21 protein-coding genes are annotated in these 26,876 nt (G+C 72.9%); 12 read left to right on the forward strand and 9 right to left on the reverse strand.

The features are described from left to right. Window positions 1-79: 79 nt before the first annotated feature. The gene (locus ACIBJE_RS08090; RefSeq protein ID WP_396744755.1) at window positions 80-748 is read right to left on the reverse strand and encodes a response regulator transcription factor; all 669 of its coding nucleotides are present in this window, start codon (window positions 746-748) and stop codon (window positions 80-82) included. 304 nt (window positions 749-1,052) lie between these two features. Next, entirely contained in the window at window positions 1,053-2,453 is a 1,401-nt protein-coding gene (locus tag ACIBJE_RS08095; RefSeq protein WP_396744758.1) for a glycosyltransferase family 4 protein, read from the reverse strand. A gap of 320 nt (window positions 2,454-2,773) precedes the next feature. Here ACIBJE_RS08095 and glgX point away from each other — a divergent pair, with 320 nt between their 5' ends. The 7 genes from glgX to ACIBJE_RS08130 all read left to right on the forward strand — a co-directional run bounded on the left by glgX (window position 2,774) and on the right by ACIBJE_RS08130 (window position 13,155). After that, window positions 2,774-4,891: a glycogen debranching protein GlgX gene (gene glgX, locus ACIBJE_RS08100; protein ID WP_396744761.1), complete on the forward strand. Its 2,118-nt coding sequence runs from the start codon at window positions 2,774-2,776 to the stop codon at window positions 4,889-4,891. Further along, window positions 4,891-7,221: a malto-oligosyltrehalose synthase gene (treY, locus tag ACIBJE_RS08105; protein ID WP_396744764.1), complete on the forward strand. Its 2,331-nt coding sequence runs from the start codon at window positions 4,891-4,893 to the stop codon at window positions 7,219-7,221. Before glgX ends, treY begins: the two co-directional genes overlap by 1 nt. Next, complete coding sequence (gene treZ / locus ACIBJE_RS08110) at window positions 7,218-8,966, forward strand: malto-oligosyltrehalose trehalohydrolase (RefSeq protein ID WP_396744766.1); 1,749 nt, start codon at window positions 7,218-7,220, stop codon at window positions 8,964-8,966. Before treY ends, treZ begins: the two co-directional genes overlap by 4 nt. 31 nt (window positions 8,967-8,997) lie before the next feature. Next, entirely contained in the window at window positions 8,998-9,237 is a 240-nt protein-coding gene (locus ACIBJE_RS08115) for a hypothetical protein (protein ID WP_396744769.1), read from the forward strand. A gap of 138 nt (window positions 9,238-9,375) precedes the next feature. Beyond that, window positions 9,376-10,884 (forward strand): AmmeMemoRadiSam system radical SAM enzyme, encoded by a 1,509-nt coding sequence (gene amrS / locus ACIBJE_RS08120; protein ID WP_396744771.1) that lies wholly within the window; start codon window positions 9,376-9,378, stop codon window positions 10,882-10,884. Then, window positions 10,877-12,382 (forward strand): radical SAM protein, encoded by a 1,506-nt coding sequence (locus tag ACIBJE_RS08125; RefSeq protein ID WP_396744774.1) that lies wholly within the window; start codon window positions 10,877-10,879, stop codon window positions 12,380-12,382. Before amrS ends, ACIBJE_RS08125 begins: the two co-directional genes overlap by 8 nt. Window positions 12,383-12,519: 137 nt before the next feature. Beyond that, on the forward strand, window positions 12,520-13,155 hold the full coding sequence (locus ACIBJE_RS08130) for a GNAT family N-acetyltransferase (RefSeq protein WP_396744777.1): 636 nt from the start codon (window positions 12,520-12,522) through the stop codon (window positions 13,153-13,155). A 67-nt stretch (window positions 13,156-13,222) separates the two neighbouring features. On the opposite strand, the gene ACIBJE_RS08135 is transcribed toward ACIBJE_RS08130, so the two are convergent. Then, entirely contained in the window at window positions 13,223-14,701 is a 1,479-nt protein-coding gene (locus ACIBJE_RS08135; RefSeq protein WP_396744780.1) for a glutamate--cysteine ligase, read from the reverse strand. A 182-nt stretch (window positions 14,702-14,883) separates the two neighbouring features. Between ACIBJE_RS08135 and ACIBJE_RS08140 the strand changes: the two genes are divergently transcribed. Further along, entirely contained in the window at window positions 14,884-15,222 is a 339-nt protein-coding gene (locus tag ACIBJE_RS08140) for a DUF3817 domain-containing protein (protein ID WP_396744783.1), read from the forward strand. Between the two features lie 82 nt (window positions 15,223-15,304). Here ACIBJE_RS08140 and ACIBJE_RS08145 read toward each other — a convergent pair whose 3' ends face one another. Both ACIBJE_RS08145 and ACIBJE_RS08150 read right to left on the reverse strand, forming a co-directional pair. Continuing rightward, a complete protein-coding gene (locus tag ACIBJE_RS08145) occupies window positions 15,305-16,165 on the reverse strand; it encodes an alpha/beta fold hydrolase (protein ID WP_396744786.1) in 861 nt (286 codons plus the stop codon). Window positions 16,166-16,211: 46 nt separating this feature from the next. Next, window positions 16,212-16,766 (reverse strand): hypothetical protein, encoded by a 555-nt coding sequence (locus ACIBJE_RS08150; protein WP_396744788.1) that lies wholly within the window; start codon window positions 16,764-16,766, stop codon window positions 16,212-16,214. Between the two features lie 165 nt (window positions 16,767-16,931). On the opposite strand from ACIBJE_RS08150, the gene ACIBJE_RS08155 reads away from it, so the two are divergent. Together ACIBJE_RS08155 and ACIBJE_RS08160 are read left to right on the forward strand one after the other, a co-directional pair. After that, the gene (locus ACIBJE_RS08155) at window positions 16,932-18,056 is read left to right on the forward strand and encodes a Vms1/Ankzf1 family peptidyl-tRNA hydrolase (RefSeq protein ID WP_396744791.1); all 1,125 of its coding nucleotides are present in this window, start codon (window positions 16,932-16,934) and stop codon (window positions 18,054-18,056) included. 115 nt (window positions 18,057-18,171) lie between these two features. Then, complete coding sequence (locus ACIBJE_RS08160) at window positions 18,172-19,215, forward strand: iron-containing redox enzyme family protein (RefSeq protein WP_396744793.1); 1,044 nt, start codon at window positions 18,172-18,174, stop codon at window positions 19,213-19,215. 32 nt (window positions 19,216-19,247) lie between these two features. Here ACIBJE_RS08160 and ACIBJE_RS08165 read toward each other — a convergent pair whose 3' ends face one another. Then, window positions 19,248-19,463: a CDGSH iron-sulfur domain-containing protein gene (locus ACIBJE_RS08165; RefSeq protein WP_396744796.1), complete on the reverse strand. Its 216-nt coding sequence runs from the start codon at window positions 19,461-19,463 to the stop codon at window positions 19,248-19,250. Between the two features lie 247 nt (window positions 19,464-19,710). Here ACIBJE_RS08165 and ACIBJE_RS08170 point away from each other — a divergent pair, with 247 nt between their 5' ends. Both ACIBJE_RS08170 and ACIBJE_RS08175 read left to right on the forward strand, forming a co-directional pair. After that, window positions 19,711-21,102, forward strand: a complete 1,392-nt coding sequence (locus tag ACIBJE_RS08170) for a hypothetical protein (RefSeq protein ID WP_396744799.1) — start codon at window positions 19,711-19,713, stop codon at window positions 21,100-21,102. Between the two features lie 327 nt (window positions 21,103-21,429). Then, window positions 21,430-22,572: a SigB/SigF/SigG family RNA polymerase sigma factor gene (locus tag ACIBJE_RS08175; protein ID WP_396744802.1), complete on the forward strand. Its 1,143-nt coding sequence runs from the start codon at window positions 21,430-21,432 to the stop codon at window positions 22,570-22,572. Window positions 22,573-22,731: 159 nt separating this feature from the next. Here the strand turns inward: ACIBJE_RS08175 and ctaD are convergent, their stop codons facing one another. From ctaD to ACIBJE_RS08190, 3 genes are all read right to left on the reverse strand, one after another. Further along, window positions 22,732-24,738, reverse strand: a complete 2,007-nt coding sequence (gene ctaD, locus ACIBJE_RS08180) for a cytochrome c oxidase subunit I (protein ID WP_396744805.1) — start codon at window positions 24,736-24,738, stop codon at window positions 22,732-22,734. 98 nt (window positions 24,739-24,836) lie between these two features. Next, complete coding sequence (locus tag ACIBJE_RS08185) at window positions 24,837-25,565, reverse strand: ATP-binding protein (RefSeq protein WP_396744808.1); 729 nt, start codon at window positions 25,563-25,565, stop codon at window positions 24,837-24,839. A gap of 119 nt (window positions 25,566-25,684) precedes the next feature. Further along, complete coding sequence (locus ACIBJE_RS08190) at window positions 25,685-26,839, reverse strand: glycosyltransferase (protein WP_396744811.1); 1,155 nt, start codon at window positions 26,837-26,839, stop codon at window positions 25,685-25,687. Between the last annotated feature and the right edge of the window lie 37 nt (window positions 26,840-26,876).

The following is a 26,876-nucleotide window of genomic DNA, read 5'->3' on the forward strand; positions in this document are numbered from 1 at the left end:
CGGCCGTTCACGGGGCCGCCAGCTGGGATTCTTGAGGATGATCTGAGATTGCCGCACCACGGCCCGTCACGGCCGGTGATCAGCCGGCGCGGAGTCGGTAGCCGACGCCGCGTACCGTCTCCACCAGGCCGGCGTCGTCCAACTTGCCGCGCAGCGCCGCGACGTGGACGTCGAGATTGTGCCGCGTCGCCCAGGTGGTGTGCCAGACCTCCATCTGCAACCGGTCCCGGGACACCACCGTGCCGGCCTGCCGCGCCAGCACCACCAGGAGGTCGAACTCCTTACGTGACAGGCCGACCTCCCGGCCGGCCAGCCAGACCCGCCGGGCGTCGACGTCGACGCGCAGGTCACCGACCTGGAGGGCGGCGGTGGTGGTGCGGGCGGTACGGGCGGCGCGGCCGGTGCGACGCATCACCGCCTCGATGCGCGCCTGCAACTCGACCATCGAGAAGGGCTTCACCACGTAGTCGTCGGCGCCGGCCCGCAACCCGGCCACCCGGTCGTGCTCCTCGCCCCGGGCGGTCACCGCGATGATGGCGACCTCCTCGCTGAGTTGGCGAATCCGCCGGCACACCTCCAGGCCGTCGCGGTCGGGCAGGTTCATGTCGAGCAGGATGAGATCGACCGGCTCCGCCCGGACCGCCTCCGCCGCCGTCAGCGCCTGGACCACCTCGTGCCCCCGCCGCCGCAGCGCCGCGGCGAGGACCGCTGCGACGCGCAGGTCGTCTTCCACCAGGAGCACCCGCACCCGAACCCTCCTCGGACCTAGTCCCGGTCGGATGCTGCGAGTCTGTCCGATGCATACCTGCGCTGACCAGTGCGGATGCAAGATCGTAACGGCAGATCAAGGTGCCCGGACGGAATCGGCCGCGCGACGATCGGCCCATCGCCCACGCGGCTGGCCCCGCGCCGGGTGGTTGCCGGAGTCGTTCGGTGGTTGCAGGGTTCGCTGGGTGGTCGCAGGAGTCGCTGGGTGGCTGCGGGGGGCGCTGGGTGGTTGCAGGGGTCCCCTGTTCGGCAGAAAGCGGTGACAGGTAACCCCTGCTACCACCTCAGCGCAGGCCGGCGGCGGCGAGCAGGTTGCCCTCCCCGACGACCGGGGAGGCGGGACGGCCGTGCGCCATCCGCTGTGCCGCCTGCGCCGTGGTGAACGACGAGGAGCCGGCGATGGCGGTGGCGTAGCTGGCGACCGTCCGCTGCGCGATGGCCGCCCAGCCGTACTGCTCGTGCACCATGGCGCGGGCGCGCCGGGCGAGCGTCCGGGCACGTTCGGTGTCCGAGAGCAGCGCGTGGACCGCTTCGCTGAGCCCCTCCGGGTCCTGCGGGCGGAAGGTCATACCGGTCACGCCGGGCTCGACGATCTCGGCGAGGCCACCGGTCGCGGAGACCGCCAGCGGCGCGCCGGCCGCCGCCCCCTCCAGGGCCACCATGCCGAACGGCTCGTAGATGCTCGGCACCGCGAAGCAGTCGGAGGCGGCCATTACGGCGGGCAGGTCGGTGCCGCCGAGGAAGCCCGGCAGGCTGACCGCGCCGGCCAGGCCGAGCCGGTGCACCTCGGCCTCCAGCTCACCCCGGTACGGGCCGTCGCCGACGATCACGGCACGCAGCCCGGGGTGCCGGTCCCGCAGCCGGGGCAGACCGGCGAGGAGGTGCTGCACGCCCTTCTCGTAGACGAGCCGGCCGGCGAAGGTGACCAGCGGCCCGTCCCCGGCGAACCGGCGGCGGGCGGCGGCGACCGCCGCCACCGGGGCCTTCCAGCGGTGCGGCTCGACCCCGTTGGGCACCACGTCGACCCGCCCGGCGGGCACGCCGAACAACCCGGTCACCTCGTCGCGCATGTACCCGGAGCAGACGATCACCCGGCCGGACTCGTTGCTCAGCCAGTGCTCGACCCCGTGGATGGTGCGGTTCATCTCCTCCGGCAGCCAACCCTGGTGCCGGCCCGCCTCGGTGGCGTGGATCGTGCTCACCAGCGGCACGTCCAGGTGGTCGCGCAGGGTCATCGCGGTGTGCGCGACCAGCCAGTCGTGGGCGTGCACGACGTCGTACCCGCCGGACTCGGCGGCGCGCAGCGCGGCCCGGGTGAGGGTGTGGTTGAACGCCATCGTCCAGGCCAGCAGCGAACCGGTGGCCAGGGGGAAGGTCACCGGGTCCTCGGCGGCGCGGACGATCCGCACGCCGTCGGCGTACTCCTCCAGCGGGGCGCCCTCGGCGTGCCGGGTGACCACGGTGACCTCGTGCCCGGCGGCGACCAGGGCCAGCGAGAGGGCGTGCACGTGGCGACCGAGCCCGCCGACGAGCACCGGCGGGTACTCCCAGGAGAGCATCAGGATCCGGCGCGGGCGGGATGTCGACCCGGCGGGCTGCGGGATCTGGGGGCGGGAGGTGAGGGTGGGCCGGCAGGGCCGGTCCGAGGGGCTCGCGAGGTGCTCGCCGACCCGCGGGGTCGTCACAGTGAATCTCCGTCCAGGCAGGGTGGCACGCGCCGACGTCGATGGCGGCGGAAGGTGGGTGGTGGTGGGCCGAACGGCCGGGTGCGGACGCGCACACGTGCGCCCGCACCAAGGAAAAGGCATCAACCGGAAACCCGCATCCCGAGCGGGGCCGAAGGTGATGAGAGACACCCGGAGGTTTAAGTCGTCCATCGGGGTGTATTTCGGGACACCCGCCGATCGGGGGGATTGGCGCGAGGGGTGGCGGGGCAATACCGGCGTGCGCGTCGGCGGGCTCCGCCCCGGCGACGCCGCCGACGAACCATGCCCGAAGGAGCGACATGCAGGTCTGGCCGGGGGACCGCTATCCACTGGGGGCCACCTACGACGGGATGGGCACCAACTTCGCGATCTTCTCGGAGGTGGCCGAGGCGGTCGACCTCTGCCTTTTCGACGAGTGGGACACCGGCGCGGAGCGGCGGGTCCGGCTGCGCGAGGTCGACGCCCACGTCTGGCACGGGTACATCCCGGGCGTCGAGCCGGGGCAGCGGTACGGCTACCGGGTCCACGGGCCGTACGACCCGGCGAACGGGCTGCGCTGCAACCCGCACAAGCTGCTGCTCGACCCGTACGCCAAGGCGATCGACGGGGACGTGCAGTGGGATCCGGCCGTCTACGACTACGTGCTGGGCGAGCCGGACCGGATGTCCGAGGCCGACTCCGCGCCGTTCATGCCCAAGTCGGTCGTGGTCAATCCGTACTTCGACTGGGGCAACGACCGGCCGCCCCGCACCCCGTACCACCACTCGGTGATCTACGAGGCGCACGTGCGCGGCCTGACCATGCGGCACCCGGACATCCCCGAGGAACTGCGCGGCACGTACGCCGGCATCGCCTCCCCACCGATGATCGAGCACCTGACCCGGCTCGGGGTGACCGCGATCGAGCTGATGCCGGTGCACCAGTTCGTGCACGACCACCGCCTGGCCGACATGGGTCTGCGCAACTACTGGGGCTACAACACCATCGGCTTCTTCGCCCCGCACCACGGCTACTCCGCGCTGGGCCGGCTGGGACAGCAGGTGCAGGAGTTCCGGGGGATGGTCCGCGCGCTGCACGCCGCCGGCATCGAGGTGATCCTCGACGTGGTCTACAACCACACCGCCGAGGGCAACCACCTCGGGCCGTCGCTGAGCTTCAAGGGAGTGGACAACCCCAGCTACTACCGGCTGTCGGAGGAGGACCGGCGCTACTACGTCGACTACACCGGCACCGGCAACAGCCTCAACGTCCGCAGCCCGCACTCGCTCCAGCTGATCATGGACTCGCTGCGGTACTGGGTGCAGGAGATGCACGTCGACGGGTTCCGGTTCGACCTCGCCGCCACCCTGGCCCGGGAGTTCTACGAGGTGGACCGCCTCTCCACCTTCTTCGAGGTGGTCCAGCAGGACCCGGTGGTCAGCCAGGTCAAGCTGATCGCCGAGCCGTGGGACGTCGGCCCCGGCGGCTACCAGGTCGGCAACTTCCCGCCGGTGTGGACCGAGTGGAACGGCAAGTACCGGGACACCGTCCGGGACTTCTGGCGCGGCGAGCCGGCCACCCTGGCCGAGTTCGCCTCCCGGATCTCCGGCTCCGCCGACCTCTACCAGGACGACGGTCGCAAGCCGTTCCACAGCATCAACTTCGTCACCTGCCACGACGGGTTCACGCTCGCCGACCTGGTGGCATACAACGACAAGCACAACGAGGCCAACGGCGAGGAGAACCGGGACGGCGAGAGCCACAACCGGTCCTGGAACTGCGGCGTCGAGGGCCCCACCGACGACGAGGGCGTGCTCGCCCTGCGGGCCCGGCAGCGGCGCAACTTCCTGGCCACCCTGATGCTCTCCCAGGGCGTGCCGATGATCGGCCACGGCGACGAGCTGGGCCGCACCCAGCACGGCAACAACAACGCCTACTGCCAGGACAGCGAGCTGGCCTGGGTCGACTGGGAGAACGTCGACGAGCAACTGCTGGACTTCGTCCGTACGCTCACCGACTTCCGGGCCCGGCACCAGGTGTTCCGCCGCCGCCGCTTCTTCACCGGCCTGCCGGTCGGTGGCCGGAGCGCCGAGCAGCCCCTGCCCGACCTGGCCTGGTACACCCCGGACGGGCGGGAGATGAACGGCGACGACTGGGGCAACGACTTCGGCCGCGCGGTCACCCTCTTCGTCAACGGCGAGGGCATCCGCGAGCGCGGCCAGTACGGCCAGCGCCACCGGGACGACTCGTTCCTGCTCTGCTACAACGCCCACGACGCCCCGCTGGACTTCACCCTCCCCGGCGGGGAGTTCGGCCAGAAGTGGCAGTGCGTGATCAGCACCGCCGACCCGAACCCGGACGACGCGACGGTGGTCGGCGCGGGCGGCACCCTGCGGGTGCCGGACCGTTCCCTGGTGGTCCTGGAGAGGGCGGTCTGATGCCGGCGAGCAGCGATCCCCGCGTACCGCCGCCCGGCCGTCGGGTCGGCGCCACCTACCGGGTGCAGGTCCGCCCCGGCTTCGACCTGGACGCCACCGCCGACCTCGTCGACTACCTCGCCGACCTCGGCGTCTCCCACCTCTACAGCGCGCCGCTGCTGACCGCCACCCCCGGTTCCGCGCACGGCTACGACGTGGTCGACCACCGCGCGGTCAACCCGGAACTCGGCGGCGAGGCCGCCCGGCGGCGGCTGGTGGCCGCGCTGCGCGCCGCCGGGCTCGGCCTGGTCGTGGACATCGTCCCCAACCATGCCGGGGTGGCCCGGCCGGAGGCCAACCCGGCCTGGTGGGACGTGCTGCGCCGGGGCCGGGATTCGGCGTACGCGCGTTGGTTCGACATCGACTGGGACGCCGGCCGGCTGCTGCTGCCGGTGCTCGCCGACACCCCGGACGCCCTCGGCGACCTCAAACTGGTCGACGGGGAGCTGCGCTACCACGAGCACCGCTTCCCGGTCGCCGACGGCACCGGCCACGGCAGCCCCGCCGAGGTGCACGACCGGCAGCACTACGAGCTGGTCTCCTGGCGGCGCGGCGACGCCGAGCTGACGTACCGCCGGTTCTTCGCCGTCTCGGACCTCGCCGGACTGCGGGTGGAGGACCCGGAGGTCTTCGACGCCACCCACGCGGAGGTGCTGCGCTGGGTGACGGCCGGGGAGGTCGACGGCATCCGGGTCGACCACCCCGACGGGCTGCGCGACCCGGCCGCCTACCTGGCCCGCCTCCGGGCCGCCGCCCCCGCCGCCTGGCTCGTGGTGGAGAAGATCCTCGAGTACGGCGAGGAACTGCCGGAGTGGCCGGTCGACGGCACCACCGGCTACGAGGCGCTCGCCCCGGTCTGCGGTCTCTTCGTCGACCGGGGTGCGGAGGGCGACTTCACCGCCCTGGACACCCGGTTGACCGGCACCGCCACCTCCTGGTCCGAGCTGATCCACGCCACCAAACTGGCCGCCGCCACCCGGCTGCTCGCCGCCGAGCTGACCCGACTGGCCGCCCTCGCCCCCGAGGTGGACCGCTCCGACGCCCGGGCCGCCCTGGCCGAGCTGGCCGCCTGCTTCCCGGTCTACCGGGGCTACCCGCCCGAGGGGGCCCGGCACCTGGCCGCCGCCCGCGCCGAGGCCGGCCGCCGCCGGCCCGACCTGACCGCCGCCCTGGACGCGGTCACCGCCCGGTTGCGCGACCCGGACGACGAACTCGGCCAGCGGTTCCCGCAGCTCACCGGCGCGGTGATGGCCAAGGGGGTGGAGGACACCGCCTACTACCGGTGGAGCCGGTTCGTGGCGCTCAACGAGGTCGGCGGGAGCCCGGCGCACTTCGGCACCCCGCCGGAGGAGTTCCACCGCTTCGCCACCGCCCGGCAGCGTCGCTGGCCGGCCGCGATGACCACGCTCTCCACCCACGACACCAAGCGCGGCGAGGACGTGCGGGCCCGGCTCGCCGTGCTCAGCGAACTGCCGGACCGCTGGGCCGAGCAGGTCGGCCGGTGGACGGCCGAGGCGCCGCTGCCCGACCCGGCCTTCGCCCACCTGCTCTGGCAGACCGTCGTCGGCGCCTGGCCGATCGAACGCGAGCGGCTGCACGGGTACGTGGAGAAGGCCGCCCGGGAGGCCGCCGCCTCGACGAGCTGGGCCGATCCGGACCCGGTCTTCGAGCGGGCCCTGCACGCCCTGGTCGACCGGCTCTACGACGACCCGGGGCTGCACGCCTCGATCACCGCCTTCGCCGACGAGATCACCGGGGCCGGCTGGTCGAACGCGCTCGGGCAGAAGCTCGTCCAGCTCGCCATGCCCGGTGTCCCCGACGTCTACCAGGGCACCGAGTTGTGGGACGACTCCCTGGTCGACCCGGACAACCGCCGCCCGGTCGACTTCGCACTGCGCCGGGAGCTGCTGGCCCGCCTCGACGCCGGCTGGCGGCCCCCGGTCGACGTGGGCGGCGCGGCGAAGCTGCTGGTGGTCTCCCGCACCCTGCGGCTGCGCCGGGACCGGCCGGACCTCTTCGCCGACCACCGCCCGGTGCCGGCACACGGGCCGGCCGCCGACCACGCCGTCTGCTTCGACACCGGCGGCGCGCTCGCGGTCGCCACCCGCCTGCCGGTGGGGCTGGACCGGCGGGGCGGCTGGGGCGACACCAGTGTGTCGCTTCCCGTTCACGACATGACCGAGGTGTTCACCGGGCGGGTCTACGCTGGCGGACGGGTGCCGCTGGCCGACCTGCTCGGCACCTATCCCGTCGCGCTGCTCGCTCCCACCGAGTCCGTGGAGGCGTCATGACCGAGTTCACCGTGTGGGCACCGGAGGCCGAACGGGTCCGGTTGCGGATCGACGGCTACGCCGACCGGGAGATGACCCCCGCGTCGGGCGGGTGGTGGCGGGCCGAGGTGCCCGACGCCGGGCCCGGCACCGACTACGCGTTCCTGCTCGACGACGACGAGAGCGCCCTGCCGGACCCACGATCGCCCTGGCAGCCGGCGGGCGTGCACGGACCGAGCCGGGTCTACGACCACGCCGCCTTCGCCTGGCGGGACCAGGGGTGGACCGGCCGCCCACTGCCCGGCAGTGTCCTGTACGAGCTGCACGTCGGCACGTTCACCCCGGAGGGCACCTTCGACGCGGTGATCGACCGCCTGGACCACCTCGTCGACCTCGGCGTCGACATGATCGAACTGCTTCCGGTCAACGCGTTCAACGGCGAGTACAACTGGGGTTACGACGGCGTCTGCTGGTTTGCCCCACACCACGCCTACGGGGGCCCGGACGGCCTGAAACGGCTGGTCGACGCGGCGCACCGCCGGGGACTGGGGGTGATCCTCGACGTCGTCTACAACCATTTCGGCCCCTCCGGGGCGTACGCGCCGCGTTTCGGGCCGTACCTGACCGAGGGCAGCAACACCTGGGGGCGTTCGGTCAACCTGGACGGGCCGCACTCCGACGAGGTGCGCCGTTACATCACCGACAGCGTGCTGATGTGGCTGCGCGACTACCACGTCGACGGCCTGCGGCTGGACGCGGTGCACGCGCTCGCCGACGACCGGGCGACGCCGCTGCTGGAGGAGTTGGCTGTCGAGGTGGAGTCGCTCGCCACCCACCTCGGCCGGCCGCTGTCGCTGATCGCCGAGTCCGACCTCAACGACCCCCGGCTGGTCACCCCGCGCGAGGCCGGCGGGATGGGCCTGCACGCGCAGTGGAACGACGACGCGCACCACGCCCTGCACACCCTCCTCACCGGGGAACGGCAGGGCTACTACGCCGACTTCGGTTCGCTCGACTGCCTGGAGGCGGTGCTCACCGGGGCGTTCTTCCACGCCGGCACCTGGTCGAGCTTCCGTCACCGCAGCCACGGCCGGCCCGTCGACCGGCAGCGGACGCCCGGGCACCGGTTCGTGGCGTATCTGCAGAACCACGACCAGATCGGCAACCGGGCCACCGGTGACCGGATCTCCGCGACCCTGTCCCCGGGGCTGCTGCGGGTCGGCGCGACGCTGCTGATGACCGCGCCGTTCACCCCGATGCTGTTCATGGGGGAGGAGTGGGGGGCGACCACGCCGTGGCAGTTCTTCACCAGCCATCCCGAGCCCGAACTGGCCGCCGCGGTCGTCACCGGCCGGCGGCGGGAGTTCGCCGCGCACGGCTGGCCGGAGGGGGAGGTCCCCGACCCGCAGGACCCGGAGACCTTCGCCCGGTCCCGGCTGGACTGGGCCGAGTTGGACAAGCCCGAGCACCGGGAGACGCTGGAGTTCCACCGCCGGCTGATCGCGTTGCGCAAGGCCCGGCCCGACCTCTCCGATCCCCGGCTGGACCGGGTCGACGTGCGCCACGGTGACCGGTTCCTGGTGGTGCGGCGCGGGAACTGCCTGGTGGTGGCGAACCTGGCCGACAAGGCGCAGCGGGTCAACCTGCCCGGGGTGGTCCGCCAGGTCCTGCTCGCCACCGGTACGGGGGTGACCGTGATGCGGGACGGCGTGGAGCTGCCGGCGGAGACGGCGGCGATCGTGGCCTGCTCCGGCAGCGGGTCGTGACGCGACTACGCGGTGACCGGGCAGTGTCCTCGTGATCGACACCGGGTTGGCCGGTCGGGTCGTCCTGGTCACCGGCGTGACCGGCGGAATCGGTGCGGCGATCGCCCGCGCCTTCCGCGCCCAGGGGGCGCGGCTGGGGCTGCACCACCTGCCGGCCGAGACGAAGGCGGCGCTGGAGGCGTTCATCCGGGCCGCCGCGCTCGACCTGGCCGGCGTCGGGATCCGGTCAAGGCGGTGGCTGCCCGTGACGTACGGCTATCTCAGGCATTGACACCAAGACACACCTGAATATACTGACCGGAGTGCGGTGGTGACTCACCGCAACCGAATTGCGTGTGGGTGGGCAATGGTGGCGCCATCCATGAGCCGGCGTGAATTCCGCCGATCCTGTGAAACTCGCCCTGCACGAATGTCGGGCTTTCTCACCCGATCCCGAGACCTCCGGCCACCACGGGAGGCAACCTTGCCCAGGGACCAGCAACAATGGAACTGGCAACAGGCCGGGAGGCCGGCCGCCCTGTACAGCGCCCGGCCCGACGGGACGGTCCAGTGTCATCTTTCCCCACGCAACTGTGTCATTCGGCCGGGAGCGGTGGGATTCTGCCGGGTCCGGGCCAATCGTGGCGGCGAACTGGTGACGCTCAACTACGGCAAGTCGGTCGCCATGACGGAAGAGACGATCGAGACCGAAGCGGTCTACCACTACGCTCCCGGCGCGCGCATCCTGTCGATGGGAAACATCGGCTGCATGATGAACTGCGACTACTGCCACAACTGGCAGACCTCGCAGGCGCGGTACGTGGAAGACCGGTCGGTGCACCACTACACGCCGGAACAGGTCGTGGAGAGCGCCGTCGAGCGGGGCATCCAGGTCATCTCGTGGACGTACAACGACCCGGTCGTCTGGCACGAGTTCGTCCTCGACACGGCCCGGCTCGCCCGCCGGCACGGCCTGGTCAACCTCTTCAAGTCGGCGTTCTACATCTCACTCGAAGGAGCGAAGGAGCTGTGCGAGGTCATCGACATCTTCAGCATCTCGCTGAAGTCGATGGACCCGACGTTCTACAAGCGGGTGACGAAGGGCCAGCTCCAACCCGTCCTCGACGCGACGGCCTACGTCTTCGACCGGGGCAAGCACGTGGAGGTCTCCAGCCTGCTGGTCACCGACGCCAACGACCGTGAGGAGGACGCGTACCGGTTGTCCCGCTGGGTGCTCGACCGGCTGGGGCCCGACGTGCCGGTGCACTTCGTGCGGTTCCACCCCGACTACAAGTACACCCAGGTCGAGCGGACCCCGGTGGACCGGCTGGAACGGGCGCGGGCGATCGCGCTGGCCGAGGGAGTGCGGTACTGCTACCTCGGCAACGTCTACGACCACGCGGCGACGAATTCCTACTGTCCGCGCTGCGGCTCGTTGGCGGTCGAGCGGTACGGGCTGGTCGCGTCCCCCGTCGGGCTCACCGCCGACGCCCGGTGCCGGACCTGCGACGAGGCGCTGCCCTTCCGGTTGCTGGCCCGGCCCGACAATGCCGCTCTCGCCGTCGTCGACGTCGACGACCGCGACCGCCCCGTCGTCGACCACGAGTGGCGGGGCGACGTCAAGGCCGTGCACGTCGAGGTGACGAGCGCGGCGTCGGCGACGTACGAGGTGGTCGTCCGGGTCCTGGGCGGCGCGTCCGACGGGCGCGAGATCAAGCGGGTGCCGGTGCTGCCCGGCGCCCAGTACCGTTTCATCGCGTGCAAGTCCGCCTCCGACGACCGGGGGGTCCGTGTGCAGCTCGCACCGGATGTCCACGCCAACCTCTACGAGGTGTACGACCGGGCGCACTTCCCGACGAACACGATCCTGGAGATCGAGCACTCCAGTGACGCGGTCCCGGAGGCGGCGATCCGGCTTCAGGGCGGCAGCCGTGCGTAGCGGTACGGACTACGTCGTGACCGACCTCGCCGACGGGGAGTCCGCGGTGCTGCTCACCGGGAACCACCGGGTCGCGCGGATGCCGCGGGAGGTGGGTGACCGGTTGCGGCAGGGGGTCGAGCACCTGCGTCCCGAGGAGGCCGCGTCCTGGGCGGCGTTCACGCGGACCGCTGACGCGGACCGCAACCGCGAGGCACTACGCCGCAGTTCGGCCACGGACGGCGCGGACTTCGCGGTCAACGTCAACCTGACGAACATCTGCAACCTCGCGTGCACGTACTGCTTCGCCGAGGGCGGCGACTACGGCCGGATGAAAGAGGCCATGGGGGAGCACTCCGTTGCCTGGATCTTCCGGTTCATCGACGAGAACGCGGCACCCGGGCAGCGGGTGCGCTTCGAGTTCTTCGGCGGTGAACCGCTGGCGAACTTCGCCCTGATCCGCGCGATCTGCGCACGGAGCGAGCGGGTGGCGGCCGAGCGGGGCTTGCGGTTCGTCTACCGGATCTCCACGAATCTCACCCTGCTTCCCCCGGGGGCCGTCGAACTGTTCCGCCGGCACCGTTTCATCGTTTCGGTCTCCCTCGACGGCCCCCGCGAGGTGCAGGACCGCACCCGCCCCGCGAAGAACGGCCGGGGGTCGTACGACCGCATCATGCGGAACCTGTGGACGCTGCGCGGCGAAGCCGGGGACGACGTCGTCCTGGTCGCCCGGATGACGGTGGCGACGGAGGAGCCGACGCTGCTGGAGAGCGTCCGCGAACTGTGGAGCCTCAACCTCTTCGACTTCTTCCAGATCTACCCCGGCGTCTACCCCGTCGACCGGCGGGGCCGGAGCGTCGCGCTGACCCTCACCCTCGGCGACAGGGTGCTCAGCGAGCCGCGCCAGATCACCTACGTCAACCACTTCCTCCGACCCGGCATGATCGAGCAGTTCCGGGACTTCCTCCGGGCCTACCCGTCGTTCTTCACCCCGGAGAACCGCTTCGCCGGGGTGCTCGAGTACGAGCGCACCGTCCAGATGATGGTCGAGGGTCTGACCGCCCTGTCGTTCTGCTCCGGAGGGCGTACCTACTACACCCACTCGCCGGACGGCACCGTCAGCCCGTGCCACCGGCTGGTGGGCGACGAGTCGTTCGACGTCGGTACGGGCGAAAGTGGACTCACCCGGTCGCACCCGGAGTGGCGACGGTCGGTCGACGACCACCCAATCTGCGGCGCGTGCTGGGCGCGCTACCTGTGCGGTGGGGGATGCCGTCAGGAGAACGTCGTGGCGACCGGGGACCTCAACGTCCTCAACGAGGAGTCCTGCCGGTACCAGTTGCTGCTCGCCGAGGAGGTGGTCCGGCTGGTCGCCCGGTCCGGCCCCGGCTACCTCGACCGGGATCGCGAGATCTTCGCCGACCTCTTCGTGTCGTGCGGTCGCCCGGTGGTCCCCAACGGCCGGGACGAGCGACCTCCGCCGGACGCCCTGACGTACCCGTTCACTCCCGTCCGCTGACCGAAGAGATCGCCGGGTATCAGTCCGATCTTGCCGGATGCGAGGATGGGCGGCATGGCGTTGCTGCTGACCGAGGTCCGGGCCGTGGCCCGAGCACACTGGAGCCGGGACACCAGGACGACCGACGGCGACACCCGGTGAGCGGCTCCGGCTGGCTCGGCGTCCGGCTCCGCCCGGTCGTCGAGGCCGACCTGGCCATGTTCCGCCGGTTCCTCACCGAGCCGGGGCTGATCGGCCCGGACTGGGCGGGATTCCGGGACGCGGGGGCGCCGGCCCGGCGGTTCGCCGCCGACGGCTACCTCGGCGCGGACGACGGCCGGTTGATGGTCGAGGTCGACTGTGGACGGCCCGACCGGGAACCTGTCGACACCGGATCCGACGGCGCGCCGGACGGCCAGCCGGACGACCCGCCTCCGCACGCCGGCGGACCCGGCGACGACGGGCGGGTTGCGGCCGGGCTCGTCAGCTACCTGGCGGGCTCGTACGGGGGGTCCGCCCGGCACTGGGAGATCGGCATCGCCCTGCTGCCCGAGTGGCGGGGACGCGGCGTCGGCTGGCGGGCGCAGGCCATGCTCTGCGACTACCTGTTCTCGCACACCCCGGTCCAGCGCGTCCAGGCCGGCACCCAGCCGGAGAACGTCGCCGAGCAGCGGGCGCTGACCAGGGCGGGCTTCCAGTTCGAGGGTGTCGTCCGCTCCTGCGAGTTCCGGGCCGGGCGGTGGCGCGACGGATACCTCTACAGCCGGCTTCGCGACGACCCGTCGCCCTGGTGACGACCGAGTCGCCAGCAACGGCGTCCCGCCGCCCGGCTTCCCGCCGTTGATCCCGGCCCGGTCGGGCTCAGGGCAGCGGCCACTCGTGGACGGGCCGGTTGCTGTGCATCAGGTCGACGTAGTGGCCGAGCATCCGGCGCAGCGCCTCCGGCCGGTCGACGTGGTCCTCGCCCTCGAACCGGTGCAGGGTGGCCACCTGCCAGGACGCGCCGTTACGCCCGGTCAGGCAGCGGCCCTCGATCACGCCGAGCAGCCGGTCCCGCTCCGCCGGGTCCAGCCCCCACCGGTCCAGGCCGTGGTGGGCCAGGGGCAGCAGCCGGCGCAGCACCAACTCGGTGACCGGCAGGTAGCCCAGCCCCGGCCAGAACACCTGGGCGTCGATGCCGTGCCGGGCGCAGCGTTGGAAGTTCTCCTCGGCCGCGCTGAACGACATCTGCGACCACAGCGGCCGGTCCGACTCGGCCAGCGCCCGGACGAGGCCGAAGTAGAACGCGCCGTTGGCGACGGTGTCCAGGACGGTCGGCCCGGCCGGCAGGACCCGGTTCTCCACCCGCAGGTGCGGCCGGCCCCGCACCACGTCGTAGACCGGTCGGTTCCAGCGGTAGACGGTGCCGTTGTGCAGCCGCAGCTCGGCCAGCTTGGGCACGTCCCCGGCGGCGAGTGTCTCGGCCGGGTCCTCCGGGTCGCAGATCGGCAGCAGCGCCGGGTAGTACCGAACGTTCTCCTCGAACAGGTCGAAGACGCTGGTGATCCAGCGTTCCCCGAACCAGACCCGGGGGCGTACGCCCTGGGCCTTGATCTCCTCGGCCCGGGTGTCGGTGGCCTGCTCGAACAGCGGGATCCGGGTCTCCCGCCACAGTTCCCGGCCGAACAGCAGCGGCGCGTTCGCCCCCAGCGCCACCTGCACCCCGGCGACGGCCTGGGCGGCGTTCCAGTAGTCGGCGAAGCGGGCCGGGCTGACCTGGAGGTGGAACTGGGTGCTGGTGCAGGCGGCCTCCGGGGTGATGGTGTCGGCGGTGGCCACCAGCCGCTCCACACCGCTGATCGCGATCCGCAGGTCCTCGCCCCGGGCGGCAAAGATCTGCTCGTTGAGCAGGCGGTAGCGCGGATTCGCCGAGAGGGTCCCGGCGGTGAGGTGCTCCGGCCGCAGCGTCGGCAGGATCCCGATCATCACCATGTGCGCGCCGACCGTGCGGGCCTTCTCCTCCGCCGCGTTCAGGCTGGCCCGGACGTTCTCCTCGAACTCGGCGGTGCCGGTGCCGGCGAGCCGCCGGGGCGCGACGTTGATCTCCACGTTGAACTGGCCCAGTTCGGTCTGGAAGTCCGGGTCGGCGACGGCGGCGAGCACGTCCGCGTTGCGCATCGCCGGCATCGACTCCTCGTCGACCAGGTTCAGCTCGATCTCCAGCCCGGTCGTCGGGCGCTCCGACTCGAACCGGGACTCCCGCAGCATCTCGGCGAAGACGTCGAGGCAGCGGCGGACCTTCTCCCGGTACCGGGCCCGGTCCTCCCGTGTGAAGGTCCGAATCCCGACGTCCTCGCCCATGGTCACCACCCTGTCACCCCTGGTGTCTTCAACCTCGCACGTCCCGGCGGTACGGGGAAGAGGTCGGAGGTTCCTTTACCCGCCCACCGCCGTTCGGCGTGATCCGGCTCGCGCCACGGCCACCTGCGTGTCGTTGTACCCACTGCGGCACCTAACATGGCCCGCGCGAGAGGGGAGAGCACGTGCGCGAGAAGGTGACCCGGTGGTTCGCGGTGGTGGCCGTCGCCGAGGCGTGTTCCTGGCTGGGCCTGCTGGTCGGGATGGCGGTCAAGTACGGGCCACCCGGCAACGAGATCGGCGTGCAGGTCTTCGGACCGGTGCACGGCGTGCTCTTCATGGCGTACGGCCTGCTGACGCTGCTGGTCGCCGGCCTGCGGCGGTGGGGCTGGGGGATCACGCTGGTGGCCCTGGCCTGCGCGGTCCCGCCGTTCGCGACGCTGGCCTTCGAGCGGTGGGCCCGCCGCCGGGGCCGGCTCGCGCCGGCCGCCGGACCGGCCCGGACCCCGGCTCCGGTTGGCTGAGCCCGGCTGCGGCCCGGCTCCGGTTGGGCTGACCCCGGCTCCGGTTGGCTGACGCCGGCGGCGCGGTGACCCGGCGCGGCGCTCAGCGGGCCAGGAAGGCGGCCAGTTCGGCGGCGAGCCGCTCCGGCGCCTCCTCGGCCATGTGGTGCCCGCAGTCGATCGAGGTGGCGGACACGTGGTCGGCCCAGTCCCGCCAGATCGCCGCCGGGTCGCCGTAGAGGTCGGCCAGGTCGTCGCGCTCCGAGTGGACGAACAGCACCGGGCAGGTGATCCGCCGTCCCGCCGCCCGGTCGGCGTCGTCGGCGGCCCGATCCGGACCGAGGCCGGCCCGGTAGTCCTCGCACATCGCGTGCACCGTGGCCGGATCGTGGATGGCCCGGCGGTAGTCGGCGTAGGCCTCCGCGCCCATCTGCTCCGGCGAGCCGCCGTACCAGGCGTCCGGGTCGAGGTTGATCACCCGCTCGGCCGCCTTCTCCCGTTGGCCGAGGAAGAACCAGTGCCACCAGCGGGCGGCGAACCGGGCGTCACAACGGGCCAGCGCCTCACCGATCGGCACCCCGTCGAGCACCCCGAGCCGGGTCACCCGCTCGGGGTGGTCCAGCGCGGTGCGCATCGCCACGTAGCACCCCCGGTCGTGGCCCACCACGGCGAAGCGTTCGTGTCCGAGTCGCCGCATCAGCGCCACCACGTCGCCGGCCATGGCCCGCTTCGCGTACGGCGTGGAGTCAGGTGTCGTCGGCGGCTTGCCCGACCCGCCGTAGCCGCGCAGGTCGGGACAGACCACCGTGTGCCGGTCGGCGAGCAGGGGAGCCACCCGGTGCCAGGTGGCGTGGGTACGGGGATGGCCGTGCAGCAGCACCACGGGCGGGCCGGACCCGCCGTGCCGGACCCGCAGGCGCACCGGCCCGACGTCGACGTCGGTCAGCGTGAAACCGGGGAACATGCTCCGGTTGCCTGCCCACCGTCCCCGGTCGGCAAACCTGTCCGGCTCAGACGACGATCACCCAGGCGACCACCAGCACCACCGTCAGCATCCCGACGAACGCCTGGAGCAGCAGCGGCGGCCCGAAGTGGGACCAGACCGTCGGTGGCCGAGGGGTCAGCCACTGGGTGGTGGTGATGTTGACGATCCGCTCGATCCGGGGCGGGAGATCCGGGTCGCCCTGGTCGCGGAGGGTGAGCTGGACGTGATCGCCGGGGTGCACCGCGCTCTGGGCCAGGTGGCCGTGCAGTTCGACCTCGTAGAGCTGCCCCTCGGCGTCGCGCAGGCGCATCGGTGTGACCAGGAACTCCGGCCCCTTCTTGAGGTCCTTGAAGCTGCGCCGGGCGGGCCCGCCGGCGCCACCGGCCTTGAGCAGCAATCGCACCAGCAGGGTCAGCACCTGGGTCAGACTCGCCGCAGCCATCACCGCCACCAGGATCGGCTGCCCCACCCGCATCTCGCGGGTGTAGCCGTCCATGAAGCGCACCACCCGCCCGGTGAAGATCCTGCCGGTCGGGCGGAGGATCCGCGGGCGTCGGAGGTCGCTGTCCATCATCACCACCGTAAGTCCTGTTCTGTGCACCGATGGTATCGGCCGGGTGGGTTGAACGACATGAGTGAACGGGATCACGGCGCGTCCGTCCGTCATCGTGGCGCCGGACGGCGGACGAGGTGACAACCCGACCGGTGCGGGTAAGCGCGGGGCCGAGCCGGAAAGGGGTCGAGCATGGAGCTGTCCTTCCTGCGCCCGCTCTACCAGCGTCCCGGACCGTGGTGTTCGGTCTACCTGGACGCCTCCCGGGACACCCAGGACGCACGTCCCGCCCTGGACCTGCGGTGGCGGGACCTGGCGGGCCGCCTCGCCGAACAGGGGGCGGACCCGGACACCGTCGCGGCACTGGACCGGATGGTCCGGGGCCACGCCCCGTTGCCCGGGGACTACGGACTGGCCCTCTTCGCCCGTCGGGGCCGGGTCGCGCTCACCGAATACCTCCACGCGCCGCCGATCCGGGACCTGGCCGCGTACGGTCCGTTGCCGCACACCATGCCGCTGGTCGCCCAACGGGGTGAGCAGGTCGCCTGGGTGCGGGTGCTGGCCGACCGGACCGGTGCCGACGCGGTGGCGGTCAGTGCCGGTGGGGTGCCGCGTCGTGCCCACGTGCGGGGGCGGGAGAGCCACCAGCTCCGGCGGGTGCAGCCCGGCGGCTGGTCCCAGTCCCGCTACCAGCGCGCGGCCACCGAGGCCTGGCACCACAACGCGGGCGACGCGGCGGCGGCCACGGTCACGCTGGCCGAGCGGGTCGGCGCGGAGGTGGTGGTCCTCGCCGGGGACGTCCGGGCCACCGGCGTGATCGCCGCACAGTTGCCCCCTCGCTGGCAGGACCGGCTGGTCCGTACCGACGCCGGCAAGCGGGCCGGGGGCGCGGACCCGGCCGCCATGGAGGACGTCACGGTGCAGGCCGTCGCCGAGGTGGCTGACCGGCGGATCCAGGAGACGCTGGACCGCTTCGGCGTCCAGGAGGACGTCGGCGCGGGCCTGGACGCGGTGGTCGGCGCGCTGCAACGCAACCAGGTCGACACCATGCTGATCGTGGACGACCCGTCCTCCACGGACGAACTCTGGATCGGTCCGGAACCGATCGAGATCGCCACCGACCCGGGGCAGCTCACCGCCATGGCTGTCGACGAACCCCAGCGGGTACGCGCCGACGCGGCGCTGGTGCGGGCCCTGGTCGGCACCGACGCGGCGGTGGCCGTGCTGGGGCCGGAGGAGGCCCCCGGACTGACCGACGGCGTCGGCGCGGTGCTGCGTTACGTGGACACCGGCACGCCGGGACGCGGCGGGGCCTGACCACCCCGTCGCCGGCCGGGCGGACCGGGGCGGACGCGTCGCGTGCGGCGGCCGGCGACCCCGTTTAGGCCGCAGCGGCCGGGGCATCTACCGCGCAGTCGATCAGGGAGGCACCATGTCCGACCCCGCCGCGTGCGCACACGGCCCCGCGCCGCTGCCCGGGCCGCGCGGCCCGGTCTCGGCCGCCCTGGTCGACGCGTGGCGTGAACCGCCGCACGACCTTCCGGCGCACCTCGACTGCGACCCGGCCGACCCGCTCACCGACGAGGACCTGCAACTGACCCTGTTCCTCTGCTACGAGCTGCACTACCGGGGCTGGGGCGGGGTGGACGAGGCCTGGGAATGGCAGCCGTCGCTGCTGGCCCTGCGGGCCCGCGTCGAACGACGGTTCGAGGCCGCGCTGCGCCGACTGGTCGGGCCGCTGCCGCCGGTGGAGCCGGCCGACCTGCCGGTGGCGCTGACCGCGCTGGCCCGGGCCGACGACGGTCCGTCGCTGGCCGCCACCCTGCACCGGCAGGCCACCCTGGCGCAGTTCCGGGAGTTCGTCACGCACCGCTCGATCTACCACCTCAAGGAGGCCGACCCGCACACCTGGGCGATCCCCCGGCTGGGCGGTGCGGTCAAGGCCGCCCTGGTGGAGATCCAGGCCGACGAGTACGGCGGCGGCCGGCCGGAGCGCATGCACGCCGAACTGTTCCGGCTCACCCTGGACCGGCTCGGCCTGGACACCGGGTACGCCGCCCACCTCGACGCGGTGCCCGGGGTGACCCTGGCGACCAGCAACGTGATCTCCCTGTTCGGGCTGCACCGCCGGTTGCGGGGTGCGCTGGTGGGACACCTCGCCGCCTTCGAGATGACCTCCTCGCTGCCGAACCGTCGGTACGGCAACGGACTGCGCCGGCTCGGCTTCGACGAGGTGGCCACCCGCTTCTACGACGAACACGTCGAGGCCGACGCCGTGCACGAGCAGATCGCCGCGTACGACCTCTGCGGCGGGCTGGCCCGGGCCGAGCCGGACCTCACCGGCGACGTGCTCTTCGGCGCGGCGGCCTGCCTGGCCGTGGATCGGCTCTTCGCCGGGCACCTGCTCACCAGGTGGGCCGACGGACGCAGCTCGCTGCGTCCGACCTCGGTCGGCCCGGTGCCACTGGCGGCCTGACCGGCCCCGGCGCCGCCCGTGTTCCCGGCCGTTCAGTCGGTACGGAAGTCGACCACCTTGTGCGTGCCGTCGCAGAACGGCTTCAACGCCGACTGTCCGCACCGGCACAGTGCCACCGTCCCCCGCCGTGTCTCGATGGTGCGCCCCTCGGGGGTGACCAGGACGAAGTCCCCCCGCACCAGCAGCGGACCGTCCGGATAGGCGGTGATGGTGGCGCCCGCCGCAGCGGTGGTCGGGTCATCGGCCATGGCCCGGGGATGCCCGCCCCGGACGGCCCGAAACCCGCCGGAACCGTCCCGGACCAGCCCGGGTCGCCGTGGGGGACGGCGGGTGCGTCGGGCCCGTCCGGGGCCGGCGGACACCGAAGGGCCAGCACCCGTTGAATCCCCCCGCCCGGTGGCGGACACCCCGTTTGAACCCCATCCGGACGGGAAGCCGGGCCGCGTGGTGAGTGAACGAGGGACGGTCGGGCCGGGACGCGGGACGCGAACCGGGGTGCGGGCTGACGGCACCGGTCCCGCCGGTGAACGGGTGGTGGCGGCGGGCAGCACCGCCCGGGTCCTGGTGGCGGCTGCCGCCCGGGCGCTGCGCGGGGTGGACTGCGCCGACCTCGGTCACCCGCCCACGCTGGCGAGGTTTCCCGGCGCGCCGGAACCGGTGCGCCGCGCGGCCGTCGCCCGGACCGCCGGTCGGGTGGCGCTGCCGGTGGAGCAGGCCGTCGAGGTGGACGCCGAACGGGTGGCCCGCTGGTTCGTCGACCAGTACCCCCGGCGGCGGTACCCGGGCGTGGTGCTCGGCTCGGCGCACGGCGCGGCCGTGCACCTCGCGATCGCGCTGGGGGTGCCGTGGCTGCCGGCCGGCTTCGAGATGACCGTCCGCTGGACCGACGGCGCGGTGGAGGATCCCCGGGCGGCCCGCGACCACGGCGCGGCGCTGGCCGGTCGGCTGCTGCGCGGCAACACCGACGTGCACGTCCGGCAGGTCCACTGCCCGGCCAGCCGGGGCGCGCTGGCCGGGGCGACGGTGGCGCTCGGGGTGCGCTGGCAGCGCCTGCCGCGCGCGTACGCCCGGTTCCTGGCCGCCCGGCTCGAGCCGGACGCGTCCGTGCTGCTGCTGCGCGACGCCCGCACCTGGCCGGTCCGCGACGACGGCCGTGGGCACAGCTTCCAGGTGGGCTGCCCGGCCAGCGGCCTCGACCCGGTCGACTTCCACGCGGACAGCCCCGCGCTGCGTCAGGTGCTCCGTTCCGCCGGGGGTGACCGTTCCCGCTGGGACCCGCCGGACGTGTCCTGCGCCCGGGCGCAGGCCGAGAACGGCGTCGAGGCCGGGTTCGAACTCGGGGCCCGGGAGTGGACCGGCCGCCGGGGTCACCCGCTGCACCGGGTGCTCTTCCCGCAGCCCGAGGTGCTCAGCGCGGCGACCGCCGACCTGTACCGGGGGTGGCTGCGCGCCGCCGGCAAGACCGGTGACCGGCTGGTGGTGGAGTGCGGCCGGCTGCTCGACCCCTGGCAGGTGGTCCGGGCCGGGCTGGTGCCGTACTGGTGCGAGAACGCCACCCGGCGCAGCGTCGCCGCCGCCGAGTGGTGGCTCGCCGGCAGCCAGCCGTTCACCTCGGTGGACGTCCTGCCGGAACCGCCGGGGGTGCCCTCACCGGCGTTGGCCGGGCTGCCCCAGTGGCTCGCGGTCGCCGCGTTCGGTCGCCGCCGCCGGGCTCTGGACCGTACCGCCGCGCGCGGCTACCCGGTCACCTCGGTGCCCACCCGCCGGGCCACCGAGGTGCTCCGCAACCAGCCGTACGACCTTCCGGTCCCACCGCCGCTGGCGGTGGACGCCGCGCTGGCCGCGCTGCGCGACGGCGGCACCGCCCAGGGCCTGCTGGTGGCCTGACCGCCCCACGTCCCGTCCGCCTCCCGCGCCCCGCCGGTCGCCGGTGGTCACGTCCACCACGCGCCCCGGTGCCGGTCGCCGCCCCGGCGTACGGCCGGTCCGGGCCAGCCTGGCGAAACATCCTCGTGACCCGGTGGTGCCGTGGTTGAGTACCTAGAGAGCGGGAACACCGCTGGCTGCGACGGCCCGGTCGGCACCGGCCGCGCGGCGTGCTGTTGTCGCCCGTCGGCATTCCTACCTTCCGCCCTTTCCGCACCCGGTGCGGCGCCTCGTCGCGCCGGTGACCGGCGTGCGGACGGGGCGGGGACCTTCCCGAGGGAGGCGCGGATGTTCGGACAGCCCACGACAACCACCCCGTCACCGACCGACCGGGGCCTGGAGGACCTCGACGCGGCGGCGTTGGCCTACGCGGCGCGCATCGAGGGCCTTCCGCCCGAACGGCGGCAGGAGGCCCGGGACGACCTGGTCCGCTTCGCCCTGCCGTTCGCCGGCCGGTTGGCCCGGCGGTACCGGGGCCGGGGTGAGCCGTTGGAGGACCTGGAACAGGTCGCCCGGCTGGGGCTGGTCAACGCCGTCGACCGGTACGACCCGGAGCGCGGTTCGTTCACCGCGTACGCGGCCATCACCATCGTGGGAGAGATCAAACGGCACTTCCGCGACCGCACGTGGGGAGTGCACGTGCCCCGCCGGTTGCGCGACCTGATCCTCGAGGTCGGCCAGGCCACCGCCGCCCTGACCAGCGAACTGTCCCGTACCCCGACGGTGGCCGAGCTGGCCGAGCGGCTGGAGACGCCGCAGGAGGAGATCCTCGCCGCGCTGGAGTCGGCAGCCGGGTACAGTCCGGCCTCGCTGAACGCGCCGGTCGGCGGGGAGAGCTCGGCGGAGTTCGGCGACCTGGTGGGCGAGTCGGACAACGCGCTCGAGTCGGTCGACGACCGGGTCACGGTCAGCGGTCTGCTGCACCGGCTGCCCTGGCGGGAGCGGCGGATCCTGGCGATGCGCTTCTACGGCAACCAGACCCAGGCCGAGATCGCCGCGCGGTTCGGCATCTCCCAGATGCACGTCTCCCGCCTGCTGTCGCGTGCGCTGACCTGGCTGCGCCAGGCGATGCTCGCCGACGCCCCGCCCCCGTGGCAGAACGGCGCGGAGGCGGAGGGTGGACGGGCCCGCATCGCGGTGCGGCACGCCGGTGACCGGGTGGTGGTGGAGGTCGGCGGCGAGGTGGACCGGGACGGCGCGGACCAGCTGCGTCGCGCCGTGCTGGGGGCGCTGACCGGCCAGCCCCGCGAGGTGGTGGTCGACCTGGACGGCGCGGGCGGGTTCGACGCCGGTGGCGTCGCCGCGCTGATGGCCGGCCGGGACGCCGCCGAGCGCAGCGGGGTGCCGCTGCGACTGACCGGGGCGCAGCCGGCGGTACGGCGTTCGCTCACCGCCGCCGGCCTCGCGCCCGCCGCTGCGCCGCGCCGCTGACCGACCGCCGCTGACCGACCGCCGCTGACCGGCCGCCGCTGACCGGCCGCCGCTGACCGGCCGCCGCTGACCGACCGCGGCTGATCGGCCGTGTCGTTGCCCCGACCGCCGCTGATCGGCTGTGCCGTTGCCTGACCGCCGCTCGTCGCTTGCGGGGGGTCAGCGCTCCGACGGTGGCTGCTCGCCGTGGCCGCGCGGGTGCTGCCAGCGGACGTTGCCGTCGGGTTCCTGTTGGGAGCCGAAGGGGTTCTCCGGCTCCTCGGTCCCCTCGAAGCTGGGCCGGAGCACCTCGTCCGGATCCGGCACCTCCACCGGCCGGGCACCGGACTGCGGCGCCGGCTGGTAGGCGGCCGCCTCCCGCGCTCCCTGCGCGCCCGCGGCGCTCGGGGACTCCGGCGCGTGCCGTTCGTGGTGCAGTTCCTCCCGCAGGTGCTGCGGTGGGCGGGTGGAGCGCTGCGGCAGGTCCCGGCCGAGGTCGGCGACGAGTGGACCGTACTTGGCGTCGAACGCGGGACGCTCGGAGCGGATCCGGGGCATCCGGTCGAAGTTGCGCAGCGGGGGAGGGCAGGTGGTGGCCCACTCCAGCGAGTTGCCGAAGCCCCACGGGTCGTCGACCGTGACCATCGCCCCGTACCGCCAGGACTTCCAGGCGTTCCACATGAAGAACAGGGTGGAGAGGCCGAGGATGAACGAGAAGATCGTCGACGTGGTGTTCAGCGCGGTGAAGCCGTCGGTGGGCAGGTAGTCGGCGTACCGGCGGGGAAAGCCCTCGGCACCCAGCCAGTGCTGTACCAGGAACGTGCCGTGGAAACCGACGAACATCGTCCAGAAGTGCGCCTTGCCCAGTCGCTCGTCCATCAGGCGCCCGGTCATCTTCGGCCACCAGAAGTAGAAGCCGCCGAAGAGCGCGAAGACCACCGTGCCGAAGAGCACGTAGTGGAAGTGGGCCACCACGAAGTACGTGTCGTGCAGGTGGAAGTCGGCCGGCGGGGAGGCCAGCAGCACCCCGGTCAGGCCGCCGAGCAGGAAGGTCACCAGGAACCCGATCGCGAACAGCATCGGCGTCTCGAAGGTGATCTGCCCCTTCCACATGGTGCCGATCCAGTTGAAGAACTTCACCCCGGTGGGCACCGCGATCAGGTAGCTCAGGATGCTGAAGAACGCCAGCAGGACCTGGCCGGTGCCGAACATGTGGTGCGCCCAGACGGTCATCGACAGGATGGTGATCGCGATGGTCGCGCCGACCAGCCCCTTGTAGCCGAAGATGGGCTTGCGGGCGAAGACCGGGATGATCTCGGTGATGATGCCGAAGAACGGCAGCGCGATGATGTACACCTCGGGATGACCGAAGAACCAGAACAGGTGCTGCCAGAGCAGTGGGCCACCGGTGTCCGGGTCGTACACGTGGGCCTCGAGGATGCGGTCGGCGGCGAGCGCGAGCAGCGCGGCGGCCAGCAGCGGGAAGACCAGGATCACCAGGACGCTGGTGAGCAGCATGTTCCAGGTGAAGATCGGCATCCGGAACATGGTCATGCCCGGGGAGCGCAGGGTGAGCACGGTGGCGATCAGGTTGACCGCGCCGAGGATGGTGCCGAGGCCGGAGATCACCAGCCCGATCACCCACAGGTTCCCGCCGATCCCGGGGGAGTGCTCGACCCGGCTCAGCGGGGTGTACGCGGTCCAGCCGAAGTCCGCCGCGCCGCCGGGATTGAAGAACCCGCCGAGGACCATGAGTCCGCCCAGCAGGTAGAGCCAGTAGGCCAGCGCGTTCAGTCGGGGGAACGACACGTCCGGCGCGCCGATCTGGATCGGCACCAGGTAGTTGCCGAAGCCGAACGCGGCCGGGGTGGCGAAGAGCAGCAGCATGATCGTGCCGTGCGCGGTGAAGAGCTGGTTGTACTGCTCGGGGGAGAGGAACTGCATGCCCGACCGGGCCAGCTCGCCGCGCATGAGCATGGCCTGCACCCCGGCGACCAGGAAGAAGCCGAACGAGGTGAGCAGGTAGAGCAGCCCGATCTGCTTGTGGTCGGTGGTGGCGAGGAAGCGGGTCAGCTTTCCGCCCGGCAGCGCCGGTCGGACCGGCCCCGGGTAGCCGCCGAACCGTGCCGGCGCGAGGATCGCCGGTCCCCGGTCGCGACCCGGCCCCGTGGTGGTCGATCTCGTCATGCCGTTTCTCACCCCGCCCGCGCACCGGATAGGACGGGCGTGGCTACCCGTCGCACCCCCTATGAAACCAGGCGAGAAGGTAAAAATTAGGCGTAATGCTACATGGCGGGAAGCATCGCCCAGACCACCTTGCCGTCCCCGGCCGGGGAGCTGCCCCAGCGCTGGGCCAGCTCCCGGACCAGCAGCAACCCGCGCCCGCCCTCGGCGCAGTGGTCCGGGTCGGCGGGCCGGGCGGCGGCCCGGCTGCCGTCCACCACCGCGACGTGCAGGTACGGCCGGCGCAGCGTCAGGGTGACCTGCATCGGGGTGCCGGCGTGCCGGACCACGTTGCCCACCAGCTCGCTGAGCACCAGCGTGGTCGGACCGACCAGCTCCGGCAGGTTCCACCGCCCGCAGGCGTCCTGGGCCAGTTCCCGGGCCCGGCGACAGGCGTCCGCGACCGGCTGGAGCCGCGCCCGCAGTCGGGGCGCGGCGCTCGCGTCGACCTCCCGGCTGGCCTCGGCGCGGTCCCGGCAGACCGGCAGCACCCGGCAGGCGGTGGACTCGGCGAGCCAGGTCGCCGTCTCCGGCGGTGGGGCGCAGAGCACCATCGGTACGGCCGGCCAGTCCGCCGCCTGGCGGGCGGCGGCGGCGAAGACGGCGAGCGCCAGCGGGTCCCGGACGGTCACCCCGGCCAGGTCGACGACGAGCGCGTCGGGTTGGGCGGTGAGACACCGGTGGAGCACGGTGTGCACCGACCGCATGGTCTCCACGTCGAGGGTGCCGGCGAGCCGGACCTCCGTCACGGGCGAGTTATCGCGCACCTGGCAGGTGATCCGGCTCGACATGGGCTCGCTCCGTACGTGCCTGGGGTCCGTTGTTCGGTGATCGACCAAGTACCCCCGGCCGGCGCGACGAAACGCCGGCCCGGGGGTACCCCCCCACACCGCAGGGGCCGGAGACCGGGTCAGGCCGGTTGCAACCGAACCGAGGCGAGCTGTCGGACCCGGTCGTACAACTCCACGTACCGCTGCGCCATCATCGCCGGGGTGAACCGGGTGGCGGCCTCCCGTCGGCACTCCTCCGGATCGATCCGACCGGCGGCGAGCACCAGCTCGCCGAGCCGCTCCTCGTCGTCGGTGAGCAGTCCGGTGCGCCCGTCGTCGATGAGTTCCGGCAGGCAGCCCCGCCCGGTGGCGACCACCGGGGTGCCCAGCGCCAGCGACTCCACCACCGCCGTGCCACCCGGCTCCTCCCAGCGCAGCGGGAAGAGGGTGACGCGGGCGGAGGCCACCAGGTCGTCGCGGTCCCGGCCGGCCACCGTGCCCACCCAGCGCACCCGGTCGCCGTCGACGTGCGGGGCCACCTCGTCGAGGAAGAACCGCACGTCCGGGTTCTGCCGGGCCTCGTCACCCACCGCCGCCAGGTCCTCCGGCCGGTGGTACGGCCCGACCGGGCCGGCCAGCACCAGCGGGAAGCCACACTCGTGGGCCAGCCGGGCGGCGACGTCCTGCCCCTTGCCCGGGTTGATCCGGCCCAGTACGACCACGTGGTCGCCCTTGAGCGGACGGGGTCGGCGGTGGGTGTCCACGGCCAGCGGGGTGGCCAGGTGCACATGCCCCACCGAGTGGTCGCGCAGCGCCTGTGGAGCCCGGGCGAGCTGCGAGGCGGAGACCCCGTTGACCCGGACCCGGTCCCCGCCGTCGAGGTGACCGTAGAGCGCGGGGTGCTTCGTGAGGTCCCAGTGCAGCGTGTGCAGCGCCGGTGGGGCGTCCGGGCCCATCGCGGCCAGGGTGGCCAGCCCGACCGCCTCCACGTGGTCGTGCACCAGGTCGATGTCGTCGCGGGAGTGCAGCTCGCGGGCCACCCCGGCCAGGTGCGCCTGGGCCACCCCGCACACCTGGTTGTACGGGCGTTGCAGCGCGGAGAACTGCCCGTCGGGGTAGACCGACACCAGCTCGTCGACCGGCAGGGTGCTGGTGCCGACCGAGGCGAGCACCACCCGCACCCCGAGCCGGCGCAGCTCCGGCACGAGCGTGGCGACCACGTTCTCGATCCCGCCGTACCCCGGGGGCGGCACGGACAGCCAGGGACCGGCGTTCATCAGGACGGTGAGGCTCATGTGGTCTTCCTCTCCAGCGCGCCGGCTCGGCGGGCGG

Source organism: Micromonospora sp. NPDC050187, from assembly GCF_044459745.1.
Classification (GTDB): domain Bacteria; phylum Actinomycetota; class Actinomycetes; order Mycobacteriales; family Micromonosporaceae; genus Micromonospora.